This is a genomic window from Sphingobacterium sp. MAE (genome assembly GCF_056711605.1).
In genome coordinates, this window is record NZ_CM160044.1 from 135867 (window position 1) to 154093 (window position 18227).

Consider the following 18227-nt stretch of genomic DNA (forward strand, 5'->3'; position numbering starts at 1 on the left):
AAAAAGACAGAGTCTAGAAGAACGAACAATTCAACTTCAATTACGGTTTATAAAAATACATATGATTATGACAAATTACCCCAAAGTATTTTTAGTATTTATACTGCTTCTTAGCGGGTGTTCGAAAGATGCTAATCTAGAGAAGTCCATAACTGATTTCGGATTTAAATCAGTAGATAACGTCTTATCTTTTGATGATGAAATTCGTGTTCCAACTTTCACATGGATAACATTTGTCAATAGATCGACGAGTTCTGGTGCTACAGCTAATTACACTTGGAACTTTGGGAACAATACAAGCTCTAGTGATAAATCACCTATAATACAATACTTCGATGCCGGCATTTATAATGTAACGCTATCTAATACCAATGAGATCCAAAATTTGACAAAACAAAAAAAAGTAATTGTCGTAGATCGATATGCTGAGTTTGTTACATTGCAGGCCAATAATATTAAAGATGATAAGACTTTAAAAGATTTTAACGGAAAAGAATTGGAAGTGTTCTTGCGGATTTACCGTCCTTTGAATAACACCGACAAAAATTTAGATTCTTTGGATATGGTATACGAATCCAAAGCTCAGTCGGTTATTGGTTTGGGGCAAGAAATTAGGACCTTTGTTTTGCCGGCGAGAAAATTTACTATTGTACCATCAGATGCTCCAATTAATAAACATTTCATTTATGAGATTTTTATTAAAAGTGATACTCATCAAAAATCTTTGATACTAAATAACCCATTGATAGGAAGATATGGATCTTATGAAGAGAATATTAATGAGACTACACAAATGAAAATATTTGGTAGTACAGCAAATATGACTGTTGTAGCAAAATATGATAGTAAGTAACTTTTTAAAACTATTTTTAATCTTAATTCAATTCTATTTAATTGGAGAATCCTATAGCCAGCTTCGAATCGGAATCGGAACTAGTTATGGGATTCCCATCTCCTATCCTACGACAAAAGATAATAATTTCTCTGAACATAACTCCATTGGATTTTCACCATCTATTGATGTAGAGTTGGAAATAAATTCCTCATGGCAAATACAAATTGCGCTTTCGCATTGGCAAAATGTAAATATGATTCAATCTAAGACAGACTCTCGTATAAATTACAAGAAAGAAGCAAGAAATATAACTTTGCCGATTCTTCTGAATAGAACACTGTTAATAACTCCTGTAACAGTAGGATTTGGTTTAGGGATATGGTGTTCTAAATTATATAAAAGTGTTCAATATGGAACTACAGCTGACGTGTTTTCGAGTGATATTTCCTTTGAAAACGGAGAATATATTGAGAAATTAACGATGATAAGATATTCAGACCGAGAACCTTTAAATAGAAATTATAAATTTGGAGCAATAGGAAACATATCTTTATCATCATCAGTTCATAAAAAGTTAATTTTAGGTTTGGGTCTAAACTACATGCATAATATGTCAGGAAAACACAATTATAATTCCAATAATAATGTTTTTACTCTTCCAAATAGAATAAATCCATATCTAAAACTTTCATATGGTCTTTAGCGTTTTACTTCATGCAAAAATTTTATTGCTGCTTCCAAGTAAGGATCAGAATTGGATGCTGTGTCTGAAGTATCAATACGTATTAATGTTTTTGGTTGTAGCCCTACGCCTTCATAATTAGAATTGTCAGCTGATCTATAATCTAATGATGTCATATTTACAGTCATAAAATTAGGAATATCAAAAGATCCTGATAAGAAAATCTTAGGATCTCCTTGAATACCAGTGATACCAGCAGTTTTCTCACCAATAATATTAGTATTAGATAAGCCCGAAAGTGAAATGGCAAAAATTTCGGCAAGTGATGATGTATTTTTATTAACTAATACGGCTATATGCTCTGGCGCAGATTTCGTTCGAACTGGGCTTGGATTAATTGTTGTTTTAATCCATGGAGTATAAGAAAAGGGCCCCTTGGAGCTTTTACTTCTCGTAGAACCAATTACTAGAGATCTCTCAAGCAGTAATGGCATAATAACATTTAAATCTGCTAGATCACCGCCAGAATTATCGCGTAAATCCAAAATTAGCTTTTTTGTATTTACAGTACCACTTGTTAAATCATCAATGAGTTTCTTACATGTTAACTTGAACGTAGAGTTGATATTGCTTGTCAGGGTACGTCCAATATTGAAATTATTGATCCCTACATAGTATAAATTATCCTCAATACTCCCGATCAAGATCTGAGCTGATTGGTCAATATCTGATTCAATATTTTTAGCATAATAATAATTACCTGAGAAATACTGATAATTGAGTAAATGGGCATTAGTTCTTTTCAAATATGCTCTTTTAGGATATAACCTTAGACCAGACAATTCTTTTTCATGGAACTCCAGATAAAAATGACCATCAATAAGTGGCGAGATAATTTTCTGAAAGTAGTCAATCGCTAAAACACGGTCATTGCTATTGGAGTGGTCCAGTTTCGAGAACTTATTGCAGTATTCATAATAAATTCGATTCCATTCCAAAGAATCTTTATACCAATACACATATTTGGAAGACATGCCACTCCAGAATTGATCAAATATGGTATGAAAAGAAATGTCGTTAATTTCTTTATCGTCATCATGTTTTCCACATGATACCAGAGCTATGCCAATGACTGATACAATGATAAAATTTTTGATGATCCTTTTTTTAATCAAGATATCTTTTGCAAACATTAGTTTTTTTATGTAAAGATAATCGATTCGAACATATTTAATATAGACAAAATAGGATCAACATACTTAACCTTGTAAAGTATTATAAGTGGAATTATTATCATGCGGACGATAGAAGATAAATATTTATACCTCCAATATAGTATGCCCGAAGTCGAAAGTAGAACTGGATACCGGTTTGCTTTTTTTGCTTGTAGTCTAAGGTTTTTGGAAAACCAACATTGCTCTGGGATAATTATCCTGTAAATGACTATGCAGAATCTAAAGGAAGACTTCTTTTAGCGCCATACGATAGAAGGGAAGCGGGGTTGTCAAAACAGCTTGCTGGCATTTTGTCCAATCCAATGAATCAGGAAGCTGCTAGTAGAGTGGCCATAACGGGAGTGGCTGCTTTTGCCTGGAATGATCAAGATTACGATGCTTCTCGTACTTGGACATTTGCTGCTCGTCAATTAGCTGGAAATAATCCAAAAACTACTCAAGCATTATTGCTGTTTTTCGATACCCAGCACTTAGCCCCAACATTTGGAACTCACCCTTGGCAAGTGCAAGCACCATCATTAAAGTTAATTCTAGATCAGTTTAGAGATGCCCTTTCGTATGGTAATAAAGATGACCGTGCGCAGGCTATTAAAAGTCTACTAAATCATGCTCAAGAATTTAGAAATGCTCCAAATATTATTCGTTCAGGAACCATTGATAAGGGTTTTGTCCGTGAGGCTGGGCCTTGGTTAAATGCGATGGCAATATGGGGAGAGGCTTTAGAAGCTGCTGTCACAGGTTTGCAGGAGGTAGAATTGGGTAAAAGCAATAGTATGGGTTATTTTGATAAAGCTCAAGAACTTGCTAAAAAGGCGGCGGTTATTCCATCAACACCAGGTGCGACTCGCTTTGAAGGGCCAGTTAAAATTGCAGACGGAGTATTGGATGTATTTATTAAGGATGCACCAAAATTACTTTATATAGCAAAAGGTAGTAAGTAGATCATACTTGTTGGTCAGATTAATCAAACGAGAAGATTTTTCATCGGCGCATTAAAAGAACAGCTAAAGGTAATTCCTTTAGCTGTTCTTTTTTAATGAAAGATTTGATGCTATATAATCATATCTCTGCTTCTTAGGAAAGTTTACCGGAAGAGGCAATCACGACACATTCAACAGTTCATTACCAAATTACGGATACAAAAAATTGATCTTTTGAGGGAGACCCATTTAGAATTGTTTTTTGATTATATGAATGCTCCCATCAAAAAAGAAGACTTCGTAAGACCAATATGGTGTTTAGAAGCTAAATTATTTGATGGTGATATCGTTCTACTTCTTAGATGTTTATGTGAGATTTTAAGGGTATTCCAGGGCTTAAACTATAGATCTTAGGTGCTGAAAGGAGTTTCAGATTATAATAATTTGCAATTCGCGAATTGCAAATTAAAATATTAACATCTGATATTCAGCAGGATTTGATCATGCATAAATCATAACCTTAACTGATGTAAAATTATATGATAATTTTAACATCTCCGTATTTTATAGCTAGTAAGCTTGAGGATTTGAAAGGTAGAGAAGAAGAAGATGGAAGAATAAGTCATGATTTCGAAGATTTCTTTTGAAGTAGAGTTGCAACGCTAATCAATGACAATTGGAAGTATTTCCTTAGCTTTGTAATGACTAAGCGATGGATAGATATTAGTTAGTGCCAATTGTAAATTATTTTTTAATGAATACCGAAGTACTCGAAACACTTTTAAGGTTATCCTCGGAAAATGAGGTAGTTGAGTTTAAGGAAGCGAAGAATAACTATGACTTTTCAAAACTGGGGAAATATTTCTCTGCAATCAGCAATGAAGCTAGTCTATGTGGTAAGTCCTATGGATGGTTAATTTTTGGTGTCGAGGATAAGAAGCATACTATTGTTGGGAGTAATTACTGTACTAATCGTGGTGATCTCGATAAGCTTAAAGGAGAAATAGCAAATAAGACAACCAATAGAATTACCTTTATTGAGATACATGAGGTGATTAAAGAAGGACTTCGTGTGTTGATGTTCCAGATACCTGCCGCACCAAGTGGTATTCCAGTAAGTTTTGATGGACATTATTATGCTCGGGATGGAGAAGAACTTGTTCCTCTTAATCTTGAGAAAATAGAACGTATCAGAGCTCAAGCTACTCAAGGAGACTGGAGTATCAAAATTGTTCAGGATGCTTCGATTGACGATCTGGACGAAGAAGCCATTGCAGTTGCAAGAAAAAATTTTAAAAGTAAATTTCCTGATAAAGCAGAAGAGATCGATACATGGGATACCATTACTTTTCTCAACAAAGCTAAACTTACGATAAAAGGAAAGATCACTCGTACCGCATTAATTTTGCTTGGTAAAGAGGAGGCCGATCATCTGTTGAGTCCTGCTGAAATAAAGATTCGTTGGAAGTTGGTTGATGGTGATAATAACGATATAGACCATGAGATTTATGGAATACCTCTAATTCTTTCGGTTGAAAAGGTATTTGCCAAGATTAGAAATATCAAATATCGTTATATGAAAGAGGGGACTATTTTTCCAGAAGAAACCTCAAAATATGAACCCTTTTCCATTCGCGAGGCTATCAATAACTGTATAGCTCATCAAGATTATACAAAGGGCGCGCGCATTAATATAGTCGAAATGGAGGATCAGCTGGTTTTTACAAACTATGGTTCTTTTATCCCGGGTAGTGTAGAGAAGGTGGTTATTGAAGATGCACCTGAAGAATTCTATCGGAATAAATTTTTAGCGACAGCTATGTTCAACTTGAAAATGGTTGAAACTGCGGGAGGAGGGATTAAGAAGATCTTTAATTATCAGCGAGCTCGATTTTTTCCGATGCCAGACTATGATCTATCAGATAATAAAGTTAAGGTTACTATCTCCGGTAAAGTATTGAATTTGGACTATGCTCGCTTATTAGCACAGAATAAAGCTCTCTCCCTAGAAGATATTATGGCATTGGATAAAGTGCAGAAGAGAAAGCCCTTAAGTAATCAAGATGAGAAGGAATTAAGGCGCAAGAAGCTAATTGAAGGCCGAAAACCTAATTATTTTATTTCATTGCATGTCGCTCAGAAAGCGGGAGACAAAGCCGGCTATACAAAAAATAAGGCCTTTGATAATCAGTATTATCTTGACCTTATTTTAAAAGCTTTATCACAGCATAGTACTATGTCCCGAAAAGATATTGATGAGTTGCTATGGAATAAGTTACCGGATTGGATGACAGAGATACAGAGGAAGAAGAAAATAGAAAACTTATTAACGGAGCTTAGAAAATTTAATAAAATTATCAACAAAGGAACTCGTAAACACTCCTCTTGGGAATTATTAAGTTCATTCTAAGAGAAAGATTAGGGAAAGAAATCGGAGTAAGATTAGGAGAAGGACTAAGAAATGAAACTGGAGAAAGATTAGGGAAAGGATTTAGAAATGAAACCGGAGAAAGATTAGGGAAAGGATTTAGAAAAGAAACCGGAGAAAGATTAGGGAAAGGACTAAGAAAAGAAACCGGAGAAAGATTAGGGAAAGGACTAAGAAAAGAAACCGGAGAAAGATTAGGGAAAGGACTAAGAAAAGAAACCGGAGAAAGATTAGGGAAAGGATTTAGAAAAGAGACCGGAGAAAGATTAGGGAAAGGACTAAGAAAAGAAACCGGAGAAAGATTAGGGAAAGGATTTAGAAAAGAAACCGGAGAAAGATTAGGGAAAGGATTAGGGAAAGAAACCGGAGAAAGATTAGGGAAAGGAACTGGAGAAAGATTAATGCGGAAGTCATGCTGGCGGTCAACCCAAATTAAAAAAGACCAAACCTTTATATGTCGCAATATTCACCAATCTTATCTATAATTTGCTTTTTAAAAATGCTATTGCCAGAGCAAAGGCTCACCCCGCTATACAGGGACTCGGTTCAAAGGATTTAATGTATGTTGATGATATTTCCTTCGGTCGTGCCGCATCAATTTTTATCGAATCTGATGCAGACTATGAGACTATAAAAAAGGTGATAGAAAAAAGTCTTTAAACAGATCTTACTGAAGAAGAAGAGGCAATCACGACACATTCAACGTTCAATTAACAAATTGCGGATTAAAAAAAATAGATCTTTTAAAGTATTAATATCTGGTATCCGGCTGGACTTGAGTATTCGTAAAATTGAATGTAGCTTAGAATATTCGTATCTTAGTCTATGCAATTATTTACCCAGGTAAAGAATAAACTATCTGAATTAAAAGAAAAGCCGTTTAAGTTAGAAAAGAACCTACAAAGACTCTTTGAAAACAATCTTGAGGTGATAACCGGATTGAAGCTGATTAAATCTGAATTTATCATTAAAGCACAGCGTTTTGACTCCTTAGCTTATGACCGAGACAACAACTCTTTTGTAATAATTGAATACAAACGAGAACGTAACTTCTCGGTTGTAGACCAAGGTGTATCATATCTGAATCTCATGCTGGAAAATAAAGCTGAGTTTATTGTTGAATATAATGAGTCCCAACAAGAAAACCTTAAGCGATCGGAGGTGGATTGGTCACAGTCAAAAGTTATCTTTGTGTCACCCTCATTCACAGACTTTCAAAAACAAGCTTCAAACTTTAAAGATCTTCCGATTGAGTTATGGGAGGTCAAACAATACGGGGATGATATTATTGTCGTGAATCCTGTTAAGAAGTCCAAATCAGCTCCCACAATCAAAACCATTAAGACTGCCTCGAATTCTGAATTGGAAAAGATTTCCAATGAGGTGAAGGTTTATACAGAAGATACCCATTTGGAAGGAAAACCAGACCATACGAGAGAGCTTTATGATACGTTCAAACAATCTATTTTTAATTTGGATAGTAACATAGACGTTAGGCCTAAAAAGATGGAGATTGGTTTCACCAAAGAAGGTAAGATTTTTACGGATATCTGTATCCTTAAATCCAGTTTGAAAATCTGGATTAACCTAAAAAGAGGAGCTTTAGACGATCCTAAGGGGCTTGCTAGAGATGTGTCATCCATAGGACATTGGGGCAATGGTGATTATGAGATTATTGTGGGGGATACCAAAAATTTGGAGTATATTATGAGCTTGGTCAAGCAGGCTATTGTAGTTTAAACTTGCTATATTTACCTGCATAAACTGATTTTTACAAGCTGGTTTATTGATTTGCAACATAGATTCTTACTAGGAATTGAAAATGACGAGAGAAAAACAGATAGAAGAAGGTCTTATTAATAAGTTGGAAGACTTAAAATATACATTGCGCCCTGACATTCGTGATCGGGACAGTTTAGAAAAAAATTTTCGACAAAAATTCGAGACGCTTAACCGCGTCAGTTTAACTGATGCAGAGTTTTCTCGTATACGGGACGAAATTGTAACACCTGATGTCTTTGTTGCTTCTAAACGCTTGCGTGAAGTCAATTATTTACAACGGGAAGATGGTACGCCGCTACATTATACCTTGATCAATATTAAAGATTGGTGTAAGAATGACTATGAGGTCATCAGTCAGTTGCGAATCAATACTGAAAATAGCAATCACCGCTATGATGTGATTTTATTGATCAATGGATTGCCATTGGTGCAGTTAGAATTGAAGTCATTGGAGATTACGCCGCGCAAAGCCATGCAACAGATCGTTGATTATAGAAGTGATGCAGGCAATGGGTATACCAATAGTTTGCTTTGTTTTATGCAGCTTTTTATCGTTAGCAATAAGACAAACACGTATTACTTTGCAAACAATAAGAATCAGCACTTCAGTTTTAATGCTGACGAGCAGTTTTTACCTGTTTATCAACTTGCGGATGAAAAAAACAAAAAGATAACACACCTCGATACCTTTGCTGAAAAGTTTCTTTCCAAATGCACCCTTGGCGAAATGATTAGTAAATACATGGTATTGGTCGAAAGCGAGCAAAAGCTGTTGGTGATGCGACCTTATCAGATTTATGCTGTCAAAGCGATTATGGACTGTATTCATCAAAATAGGGGCAATGGTTATATCTGGCATACAACAGGTAGCGGTAAGACGCTGACCTCTTTCAAGACTTCTACTTTGATGAAAGATAATCCCGACATAGAAAAGTGTCTTTTTGTGGTCGACCGAAAAGATCTTGATCGCCAAACGAGGGAAGAATTTAATAAATTTCAGGAAGGAAGCGTTGAGGGAAATACCAATACAGAGACATTGGTGAGACGTTTATTATCTACAGATTACGCGGATAAAGTGATCGTAACCACGATCCAGAAGTTAGGATTAGCCTTAGATCCAAATAACAAGAAAAATTATAAGGAACGTTTACAATCTTTAAGCAACAAACGTATAGCGTTTATTTTCGATGAGTGCCACCGTTCACAGTTTGGCGACAACCACCAAGCTATTAAGGAATTTTTTCCAAAAGCACAGCTTTTTGGTTTTACAGGGACGCCGATTTTCGATACTAATGCAACTTATATCAAAAAGGACGGTGAACAAGGATCTTATAAAACCACGGAAGATATCTTCGAAAAACGTTTACATGCTTATACCATTACGCATGCCATAGACGACAAGAATGTCCTGCGTTTTCATATTGATTATTATAAGGGCCAGGGAAATAGTAATCCCAAACCGGGTGAGACGATTACCCGCCAGGCAATCGCGGAGGCTATAATGGAGAAGCATAACGCAGCTACGAATTCACGGAAGTTCAATGCGGTATTTGCTACGGCTTCGATCAATGATGCAATCGAGTATTATCAATTATTCAAAGCGATACAGAAGGAGAAGCTGTCTCAAAATAAAGACTACATTCTATTAAATATAGCCTGTGTTTTCTCACCTCCTGTACAGGTTTTGGATAAGAGCAATAAAAATATAGCCGATATCAAGCAACTACAGGAAGATCTGGAGCAGGAAAAAGAAGACAACCAGCACAATCCAAACGAGAAGAAAAAAGCGTTAAAGACAATTATTGCTGATTATAATAAGCAGTACGGTACCAACCATTCCATTAATGAGTTCGATCTCTACTATCAAGATGTGCAGAAACGTATCAAATATCAGAAATACAGCAATGGTGATTATGCGCATGAAAATAAGATCGATATCGTGATCGTTGTTGATATGTTGCTTACAGGTTTCGATTCCAAGTTTCTCAATACACTCTATGTTGATAAGAATCTTAAGCATCATGGTTTAATACAGGCGTTTTCACGTACCAACCGTGTGCTCAACGATACAAAACCTTATGGTAATATCTTGGATTTTCGTGGTCAAAAAGGTGCTGTAGATGAATCGATTGCTTTATTCTCAGGTGAGGATTCTGGTAAAGCCCGAGAAATATGGTTGATTGACCCAGCACCTATAGTCATCGAAAAATTTGAAAAAGCGGTTGCTGCTTTAGGCGATTTTATGACGCAGAGCAATCTGGCCCAAGAACCCGAAGAAGTGTACAATCTTCGAGGTGATACCGCGCGTATTAATTTTATTAAACATTTCAAAGAGATACAGCGACTTAAGACGCAGCTCGACCAGTATACAGATCTGGACGAGGAGCAACGTATCAAGATTGAAGCTATTCTTCCTGAAGATAGATTGCGATCCTTTAGAAGTTCCTATATCGAGACAGCTAAGCAGCTCAAGGAAATACAAGAAAAGGAGGGCGATGATGCACCGGAGGAAATTCAACAATTGGATTTTGAATTTGTACTATTTTCGTCTGCCATTATTGACTATGATTATATCATGGGTTTGATTGCGGATTACACGCAGAAGAAACCTGCACGACAGAAGATGACTAAGGCGCAACTTATTGATTTGCTCAGTTCACATACCAATCTGATGGAAGAGCAAGAAGATATGATTGCCTTTATCAAGACCTTGAGTTCCGATCAGGGGCTGACCGAAAAGGAGATCCGTATAGGATACGATGTATTCAAGACTGAGAAAAAGGAAAAAGAACTAGCTGTTGTCGCCCAAAAGAATGGGTTGGAGGTAGCTGATCTGAAGACCTTTGTTGACGATATACTCGATCGGATGATATTTGATGGCGAGAAACTGACAGATTTATTAGAACCTTTGGAACTGGGTTGGAAAGAGCGTCGAGTCAGGGAGTTGGAATTAATGGAGGATCTGTTGCCATTGCTTCGCAAGCAGGCACAAGGCAGAGAAATTGCAGGATTAGTTGCTTACGAAAAATAGACATTATAAGGCTAGACTTAACACGTCGGAATATGGAACTTTCGAATAACGAACATAACTTCTATAGCGAAATTAGAAACTTGCTTACACAGTCACGGAGCGAAGCTTATCGTGCGGTCAATACCATTATGGTACAAACCTATTGGCAGATTGGTAAGCGTATTGTGGAGCAAGAACAGCAAGGCAATAGCCGTGCGGGCTATGGGGATTTCATAGTGGCGGGTCTTTCTAAGTATTTGTCAGATACATTTGGTAAAGGTTTTTCAGAAGCCAATTTGCGGAACATGAGGCAGTTCTACCAAGTGTTCCCTGAATTTGATCAATCCGTTACGCAGCGCGTAGCGAATCTTAGCTGGACAAATATCCGTTTGATTATGCGGATCGATGATACCAGCGAACGGGACTATTATATCAAGGAGGCCACAGAGCAAAATTGGACCTCACGCGTATTGGAACGGAATATCAAGAGCGGTTACTACCGTAGATTACTTTCTACCCAGCATGTACATACGCTTTCTGATCTGGAGAAATATAACCCGGCGGACTTTATAAAAGACCCCTATATTGCCGAGTTTTTGGATGTGCCCGAAGATTTGAGTGGAAAAGAGTCTATTTTAGAAAAAGCATTAATCAGCAACCTACAAAAGTTTCTGCTTGAACTTGGAAAAGGATTTTCTTTTGTCGAGCGTCAGATGCGCATCAGCACAGAGACCTCACATTTTTATGTGGATCTGGTTTTTTACAACTACCTATTAAAATGCTTTGTAGTAATTGATTTGAAAACAAGCAAGCTCAGTCATGGCGATATTGGGCAGATGGATATGTACGTTCGTATGTTTGATGCATTGAAAAGAGGCGAGGACGACAATCCGACTATGGGTATTATACTCTGTGCTGAGAAAGATGAAACCATTGTCAAATATTCGGTTTTAAAAGAAAATAAGCAGCTGTTTGCTTCTAAGTACAAAACGGTGTTGCCTACCGAAGAGGAACTGGCAGAAATTATTGCGATACGCAATCATAAATTGATTGAAATAAGAGAGGATAATGACTAAACATAACGACCATAAAAATATACCCGAACTACGTTTTCCGGAATTTAAGGATGATGGGGAATGGGGAGAGGAATCTGTTGGAGATATTTATGAATTTAAGACGACAAACTCCCTTTCAAGAGAAAATTTAAGCTATGATGATGGTATAATTAAAAATATTCATTACGGAGATATACATACTAAATTTGAAACATTATTTAATTTAGCAAAGGAGGAAGTGCCTTATATCAAGGCTACTAGTATTGTGCTAAACAAATTAAAAGAAGATAGTTATTGTAAGGAAGGGGATATGATTTTTGCCGATGCATCAGAAGATATGGATGATATTGGCAAAAGTATTGAAATCTTGAATTTAAATAATGAAAAGTTAGTTTCTGGTTTGCACACTATTTTGGCAAGACCGAAAGATAAAAAACTTATTGTTGGTTTCGGTGGTTATCTGTTTAAATCTGAACCTGTCCGGAAGCAAATCCAGAGAGAATCACAAGGAGCCAAAGTTTTAGGAATCTCAGCAACAAGGCTATCAAACGTTAAAATTTCATTCCCGAAAAATGGTGGGGAGCAAAAAAAAATTGCTGATTGTTTATCCTCTTTCGATGAAGTAATAACAGCACATTCCAATAAATTAAAAGTACTTAAAGATCATAAAAAGGGATTGATGCAAGTTCTTTTTCCGCAGGAAGGAGAGAAGGTGCCAATGTGTCGATTTAAGGAGTTTGAGAATGGTGAAGAGTGGGTACAGAAAACTTTAGGGGAAGTTGCTGAAATAGTTACAGGCAATACTCCAAGTACAAAAGATGTTATAAACTATAATGGTTCTAATTCATTTGTATCACCAGCGGATATTAGTAATAAAAGATATGTTACGGAAACCAAAACTAATTTAAGTGACGTTGGGTTTTCAAAGACAAGGAAAATCCCAGCAAATAGTGTTTTATTTGTCTGTATTGGTTCAACGATTGGAAAAATTGCTCAGAATAAGTCTCAGTGCGCCACCAACCAACAAATAAATTCATTGATTTCTTATAAGGGGTATTCAAGTGATTTTTTATACTCCTTACTTGATAGTAATTCTAAAAAAATAGCTACAATGGCAGGAAATCATGCAGTTCCAATAATCAATAAAACAACATTCTCAACTGTAAAGATGATTTTCCCACCAATTTTGGAAGAACAGGACAAAATCGCCGAGACCCTATCTTTATTGGATAATTTAATTACTGCACAATACGATAAAATCGATCAGCTCAAGTTCCATAAAAGAGGACTGATGCAGAAACTATTTCCAGCTATTAATGAATAGACAATGAGTACCAAACCTAAAATAACAAAGTATAAAACGCTGGACAAAATCGCTATACGATTGCGGGACGATCTCAATGACAATCATTTTGTGCTGCTGTACGCCTATAACGGTACAGGGAAGACACGTCTGTCGATGGAGTTTAAAGAACGAGGGAAAAGGCTTAAAGGTAGTACAGGACCGGACACGCTTTATTTCAACGCCTTTACAGAAGATCTGTTTTCCTGGGACAACGATTTGGATAATAACACAGAACGAGTTCTGAGGATTAATAGTAAGTCTAAATTTTTTAATGGCCTCCGTGATCTAGCCTTAGAAGAGAAAATTTTTGCTTATCTCGAGCGCTATGCCGAATTTGATTTTAAAATCGATTATGACGAATGGACGGTAACGTTCAATAAGGAAGAGACGACGCATATTAAGATTTCGCGTGGCGAGGAGAACATCTTTATCTGGTGTTTATTTCTTTCGATCTGTGAGCTGGCGATCGATGGGGCAGAAGCTTATGACTGGGTAAAATACATCTATATCGACGACCCGATATCCTCTTTGGACGATAACAATGCTATTGCCGTAGCAAGCGATCTAGCTCAGGTACTTAAAAAAGGGAAGGATAAAGTTAAAGTAGTTATTTCTTCACATCATGCCTTATTTTTCAATGTGATGTGCAATGAACTGAAACAGCAAAAATACAAAAGACACTTTTTGCTCAAAAATGGTAGAGATGGGCATACCCTTCGTGCTACGGATGATACTCCGTTCTTTCATCATGTCGCTATATTGAGCGAATTGAAGCAAGTGATGGAAAGCGGAAAGATTAATACCTATCATTTCAATATGCTCCGTAGCATTCTAGAGAAAACAGGAACCTTTTTTGGCTACGATGATTTCTCTAAATGTATACATGGTATCGAGGATGAGGTACTCTATTCGCGCGCACTGAATTTGCTTAGCCATGGTAAGTATTCTATATACGAACCACAGGAGATGGGACCCGATACAAAGGACCTTTTTATTAAGATATTAAAAGCATTTTTGGACAAATATCAATTTGAATTACCGGAAATGTTAGTTGAAAAAACAGTACAAAGTCAAGATGACACACAAGGAACAACAACAGCTGGGTAAGACCCTTTGGAATATAGCGGATCAATTAAGAGGTTCCATGAACGCGGATGATTTCCGCGATTATATGCTCTCTTTTCTTTTCCTGCGTTATCTGTCGGATAATTATGAGACAGCAGTAAAGAAGGAATTGGGCCGAGATTATCCACAAATGGTTGAAAATGACACTCGACATCCATTATCTGTCTGGTACGATCAGAATGGAAATGATGTGGAGGAATTTGAAAAGCAGATGCGCCGTAAAGTGCATTATGTGATTCAGCCAGACCACCTTTGGGGAAATATCTACGAACTGGCGCGGACACAGGATAAAGACCTATTGCAAACACTCGAAAAGGGATTTCGGTATATCGAAAACGAATCGTTTGACAGCACGTTTCAAGGTTTGTTCTCAGAAATCAATCTGAATTCAGAGAAGCTTGGGAAAACAGCTACCGACCGGAATAAACGTCTGTGCACAATTATTACTCGAATAGCAGAGGGGATCACTGATTTCTCTAGTGATTCAGATACGTTGGGAGATGCGTATGAATATCTGATTGGTGAGTTTGCCGCAGGCTCGGGCAAGAAGGCCGGAGAATTCTATACTCCACAGCCCATTTCTACCATCCTGTCTGAAATAGTTGCTTTAGATAGCCAAGATCCTACAAAGGGAAAGAAGAGAAAACTAGATAATGTGTTGGATTTTGCCTGCGGATCAGGTTCATTGCTGCTCAATGTACGGGAAAAGATCAAGGGACCAAAGAAAGAAGGGAGTATCGGTAAAATTTACGGACAGGAAAAGAATATCACCACTTACAACCTTGCCCGTATGAATATGCTTCTGCATGGTGTAAAGGATACGGAGTTTGAAATTTATCATGGGGATACTTTACTGAACGAGTGGGATCTATTGAACGAGATGAATCCGGCCAAGAAAATGGAGTTTGATGCGATAGTCGCAAATCCACCGTTTAGTTTACGCTGGGAACCGAATGAAACCCTAGGCGATGACTTCCGTTTCAAAAGTTATGGTCTAGCACCGAAGTCAGCTGCTGATTTTGCGTTTCTACTACATGGTTTTCATTTCCTGTCAAAAGAAGGGACAATGGCTATTATCCTCCCGCATGGGGTTTTATTCCGGGGAGGAGCCGAGGAACGTATCCGTACCAAGCTTTTGAAGGATAATCATATCGATACAGTGATTGGTTTACCACCTAATTTATTTTTTTCGACGGGTATACCTGTATGTATTCTTGTTTTAAAGAAATGTAAGAAATACGATGATGTTCTGTTTATTAACGCAAGTGCCAAAGAACACTTTGCAAAGGACAAGCGTCAAAATCGCTTGCGTGAAGGTGAAAACGGTGAGCCTAATGATATACAGACTATAGTGGACACCTATATTAATCGCCCTGAAAACGTAGAACGCTATGCTCGTCGTGTGCCAATGGAAGAGATAGAGAAAAATGGATATAACCTCAATATCTCTCGTTATGTTAGCACATCGGTTGAGGAAAAGCAAATTGACTTGAAGGAAGTGAATGATAAATTAGGCAAAATAGATGAACGAATAAAAGAGGCCACAGATAAGCATAACGCATTTTTGAGAGAGTTAGGCTTGCCACCGATCTTTTAGTTTGGTTAAAGATAGATGTATTTACAAAAATTATAAATACATCTATCTTTAAACTGTAATAGCCATAGCTTTATCCGATAAATAGGAATAAAGAAAATATTTGTATGTTATCTAATGAAGATATCATTAATGTAAAACTTTAGTTTGTTACATTAAAGATAATACTCCGCTCTACCACATGTTAAGCGAGTTTTAATAGGTGGATAATCTGATTAAATTATCTTAAATGCCGATTTTATGTTTACTTTGAAATGGGATCGTGGTTTCGCACTATGGCGTATAGGTGTTGAAGGTGGAAAAAAGGTTTTACACTCATTTCAAGGTGTCTCAGACGTTAGGGAAAATACAGCACACTGTTGACTGTGTGGCTTCGCAACATGTCTAGGATTTTTTGTTGTTCATGAAAGGGGGAGGAGGAAGGACTGAGTGATTCACCGAGATAACAAATTAATATGGATACTCGGGAAAATGCAAGGGAATGGTGCCTGTATGATTTCCCCACGTGGAGAAATGGTCAAGTGCGTCCGGTGATTGCTTGCGCCATACCGCGAAATTGACTATGTATTTTTTTATTAAAAGTTTTTTTAAAAAAAGGTATTTATAGAAAGTTGCTACCTAAAGCATGTGTTATGTAAATGTGGAAGGCAAAAATCTTCGTTTTTTTTGGAGAAATGAGTTAAGAATGTTTTTGCACTTGTTCCTTTGTCCGATAAATATTTGTTTTCTTTTTTTTAGTTGGATGCAAACTTTGATGAATAGAGGCAGATTTTTGTAGGTCACTTGATAGATTAGTTAGTTTTAGTTCAGGATAATATCTCCATATTATCTGTTTTACAAATTTCAACTCTAATCCTGCACTACTAATGAATTCATGGTCTTTTATCAAAATTTCATCTATAATGAAAGGAACAGAAGGGGCATCAAATAGTATTTTACTGTATTCACTATTTTTAGAATGTTTCATTTTTAAGAACTCGCGAAAATTTTTTGGTACAATTTGTAGTTCGGTAGTAAATTTTCTAAAATCAGCAATAAAAAAGTCACATGCTTTTTGAATTGTATTTGGAGCAAATTCATAATTCTTTTCTCCAGCTAAAATGTATTCAAGCCATCTTTTTGACACTTCTAGTATATTTGCAAATACTTCGATAGTTAATCCACTTTTTTCAAAATGATTCTTAATGTTTTCAGACGTTATTTTAGCATTGTAGGCTTTCATAACTACAAAAGAATACTCTAAATCAATTAATAATCCGCAAATAGTTTCTTTTTATTAATTAATTTTTATTATTTTTGATTATTGATAATCAGATCAGTGTCTGATTAAAGGTGTTGAGTACAAGAGTCTCTCGTGCAAATTCCGAGTTTTGCTAAGAACGAGACAGTAGGTCTTCAATGCCCGTAATGATATTTTGTGTATTTTTGATGCACACTATAGCGTTATGGGCCCTATTGTTTATCGGTTCTAAGGCCCTCGGAAGCCTGCACGGCGATAGCATAGGGCCTAGCTATAGTTTTTTAAGAGACTCGTTTAAATTAAAAAGCGAGTTATGAATTCTCAAAAACAACAATCCAAAAACATTATTACAGCCCCCGAGTAGCTCGGCCGGCTTCGCCAAATATGATTTGGCACTTACAACTACGGATTGCGTGATGCCGATATATAACCTTGTGATTTCTTCTTTCAAACGCGATCTGAATCTTTTATTAACTATTAACTAGTCTATGTGACCGTTGAGTCATACTAGACCCTGAAGCATCTGATTTCTATCGGACAGGGGATGCTATGCTTATAGGTTACAGTTTTAAAATGCTAAAGCATGAAGAAATTTTTATCGCAACTGGTTGATTTTGACATGACGCTCTACGAAGTGCACGATGAAAATCATGATCCCGTACAAAACATCACGGATTTTTGGACTAAGTATGATATCAAAAGCTTTCGAGAATATATGCTCGAGCTATTGACCGTCTATAATGGCAATCCTGATCAAGCTAAACTGCTTTTCAATACCGATCAAATGCATGAGTTTATCATCGCACTGCTACGTATGTATATGGCTTACCATATGGTCTATAATAGAAATATGGATCTGGCAGAAATAGACTACTCCGTATTGGCGAATAGCACCAATAATCAACAGGAACTCGCAATGGGAAAAAAAATATTTGATGTTTTTAAGCAGTTTCCAAAAACCATTAACAAATAAATT

General features: G+C 36.6%; 13 protein-coding genes and 1 pseudogene. 12 read left to right on the forward strand and 2 right to left on the reverse strand.

The annotated features are described in order from the left end of the window. Positions 1-67: 67 nt before the first annotated feature. Positions 68-853 carry a PKD domain-containing protein gene (locus AC06G9_RS00585; RefSeq protein WP_480957338.1) on the forward strand — a complete coding sequence of 262 codons (786 nt, stop codon included), beginning with the start codon at positions 68-70 and terminating at the stop codon, positions 851-853. Beyond that, positions 840-1538: a hypothetical protein gene (locus AC06G9_RS00590; RefSeq protein WP_480957339.1), complete on the forward strand. Its 699-nt coding sequence runs from the start codon at positions 840-842 to the stop codon at positions 1536-1538. The genes AC06G9_RS00585 and AC06G9_RS00590 overlap by 14 nt, the downstream gene beginning before the upstream one ends. On the opposite strand, the gene AC06G9_RS00595 is transcribed toward AC06G9_RS00590, so the two are convergent. Next, positions 1535-2710 carry a S41 family peptidase gene (locus AC06G9_RS00595; RefSeq protein ID WP_480957340.1) on the reverse strand — a complete coding sequence of 392 codons (1176 nt, stop codon included), beginning with the start codon at positions 2708-2710 and terminating at the stop codon, positions 1535-1537. The two genes, AC06G9_RS00590 and AC06G9_RS00595, sit on opposite strands and share 4 nt — an antisense overlap. A 212-nt stretch (positions 2711-2922) precedes the next feature. Between AC06G9_RS00595 and AC06G9_RS00600 the strand changes: the two are divergent. The 9 genes and pseudogenes from AC06G9_RS00600 to AC06G9_RS00640 all read left to right on the forward strand — a co-directional run. Further along, positions 2923-3693 (forward strand): annotated as a pseudogene (locus AC06G9_RS00600) (beta-N-acetylglucosaminidase domain-containing protein); the annotation flags it as partial. A 733-nt stretch (positions 3694-4426) separates the two neighbouring features. Next, the gene (locus AC06G9_RS00605) at positions 4427-6082 is read left to right on the forward strand and encodes an RNA-binding domain-containing protein (RefSeq protein ID WP_480957341.1); all 1656 of its coding nucleotides are present in this window, start codon (positions 4427-4429) and stop codon (positions 6080-6082) included. Further along, positions 6058-6585: a hypothetical protein gene (locus AC06G9_RS00610; protein ID WP_480957342.1), complete on the forward strand. Its 528-nt coding sequence runs from the start codon at positions 6058-6060 to the stop codon at positions 6583-6585. The genes AC06G9_RS00605 and AC06G9_RS00610 overlap by 25 nt, the downstream gene beginning before the upstream one ends. Before the next feature lie 340 nt (positions 6586-6925). Then, entirely contained in the window at positions 6926-7840 is a 915-nt protein-coding gene (locus tag AC06G9_RS00615; protein ID WP_480957343.1) for a DUF5655 domain-containing protein, read from the forward strand. Between the two features lie 82 nt (positions 7841-7922). Beyond that, entirely contained in the window at positions 7923-10913 is a 2991-nt protein-coding gene (locus tag AC06G9_RS00620) for a type I restriction endonuclease subunit R (RefSeq protein ID WP_480957344.1), read from the forward strand. A gap of 32 nt (positions 10914-10945) precedes the next feature. Further along, positions 10946-11968 (forward strand): PDDEXK nuclease domain-containing protein, encoded by a 1023-nt coding sequence (locus tag AC06G9_RS00625; RefSeq protein WP_480957345.1) that lies wholly within the window; start codon positions 10946-10948, stop codon positions 11966-11968. Next, positions 11961-13271: a restriction endonuclease subunit S gene (locus tag AC06G9_RS00630; RefSeq protein ID WP_480957346.1), complete on the forward strand. Its 1311-nt coding sequence runs from the start codon at positions 11961-11963 to the stop codon at positions 13269-13271. Before AC06G9_RS00625 ends, AC06G9_RS00630 begins: the two co-directional genes overlap by 8 nt. A gap of 3 nt (positions 13272-13274) precedes the next feature. Then, positions 13275-14399 (forward strand): AAA family ATPase, encoded by a 1125-nt coding sequence (locus AC06G9_RS00635; RefSeq protein WP_480957347.1) that lies wholly within the window; start codon positions 13275-13277, stop codon positions 14397-14399. Then, on the forward strand, positions 14368-16014 hold the full coding sequence (locus AC06G9_RS00640; protein ID WP_480957348.1) for a type I restriction-modification system subunit M: 1647 nt from the start codon (positions 14368-14370) through the stop codon (positions 16012-16014). Before AC06G9_RS00635 ends, AC06G9_RS00640 begins: the two co-directional genes overlap by 32 nt. A gap of 676 nt (positions 16015-16690) precedes the next feature. Here the strand turns inward: AC06G9_RS00640 and AC06G9_RS00645 are convergent. After that, a complete protein-coding gene (locus AC06G9_RS00645; protein WP_480957349.1) occupies positions 16691-17233 on the reverse strand; it encodes a hypothetical protein in 543 nt (180 codons plus the stop codon). Positions 17234-17834: 601 nt separating this feature from the next. Here AC06G9_RS00645 and AC06G9_RS00650 point away from each other — a divergent pair. Continuing rightward, positions 17835-18224 carry a hypothetical protein gene (locus AC06G9_RS00650; protein WP_480957350.1) on the forward strand — a complete coding sequence of 130 codons (390 nt, stop codon included), beginning with the start codon at positions 17835-17837 and terminating at the stop codon, positions 18222-18224. Positions 18225-18227: the final 3 nt, after the last annotated feature.

Excerpts from the sequence above, each read along its gene's own strand:
- AC06G9_RS00585 (WP_480957338.1), top strand. The coding sequence starts at position 68 with ATGACAAATTACCCCAAAGTATTTTTAGTATTTATACTGCTTCTTAGC.
- AC06G9_RS00605 (WP_480957341.1), top strand. The coding sequence starts at position 4,427 with ATGAATACCGAAGTACTCGAAACACTTTTAAGGTTATCCTCGGAAAAT.
- AC06G9_RS00650 (WP_480957350.1), top strand. The coding sequence starts at position 17,835 with ATGAAGAAATTTTTATCGCAACTGGTTGATTTTGACATGACGCTCTAC.
- AC06G9_RS00595 (WP_480957340.1), bottom strand. The coding sequence starts at position 2,710 with ATGTTTGCAAAAGATATCTTGATTAAAAAAAGGATCATCAAAAATTTT.
- AC06G9_RS00590 (WP_480957339.1), top strand. The coding sequence starts at position 840 with ATGATAGTAAGTAACTTTTTAAAACTATTTTTAATCTTAATTCAATTC.
- AC06G9_RS00615 (WP_480957343.1), top strand. The coding sequence starts at position 6,926 with ATGCAATTATTTACCCAGGTAAAGAATAAACTATCTGAATTAAAAGAA.
- AC06G9_RS00635 (WP_480957347.1), top strand. The coding sequence starts at position 13,275 with ATGAGTACCAAACCTAAAATAACAAAGTATAAAACGCTGGACAAAATC.
- AC06G9_RS00645 (WP_480957349.1), bottom strand. The coding sequence starts at position 17,233 with ATGAAAGCCTACAATGCTAAAATAACGTCTGAAAACATTAAGAATCAT.
- AC06G9_RS00640 (WP_480957348.1), top strand. The coding sequence starts at position 14,368 with ATGACACACAAGGAACAACAACAGCTGGGTAAGACCCTTTGGAATATA.
- AC06G9_RS00630 (WP_480957346.1), top strand. The coding sequence starts at position 11,961 with ATGACTAAACATAACGACCATAAAAATATACCCGAACTACGTTTTCCG.
- AC06G9_RS00625 (WP_480957345.1), top strand. The coding sequence starts at position 10,946 with ATGGAACTTTCGAATAACGAACATAACTTCTATAGCGAAATTAGAAAC.
- AC06G9_RS00620 (WP_480957344.1), top strand. The coding sequence starts at position 7,923 with ATGACGAGAGAAAAACAGATAGAAGAAGGTCTTATTAATAAGTTGGAA.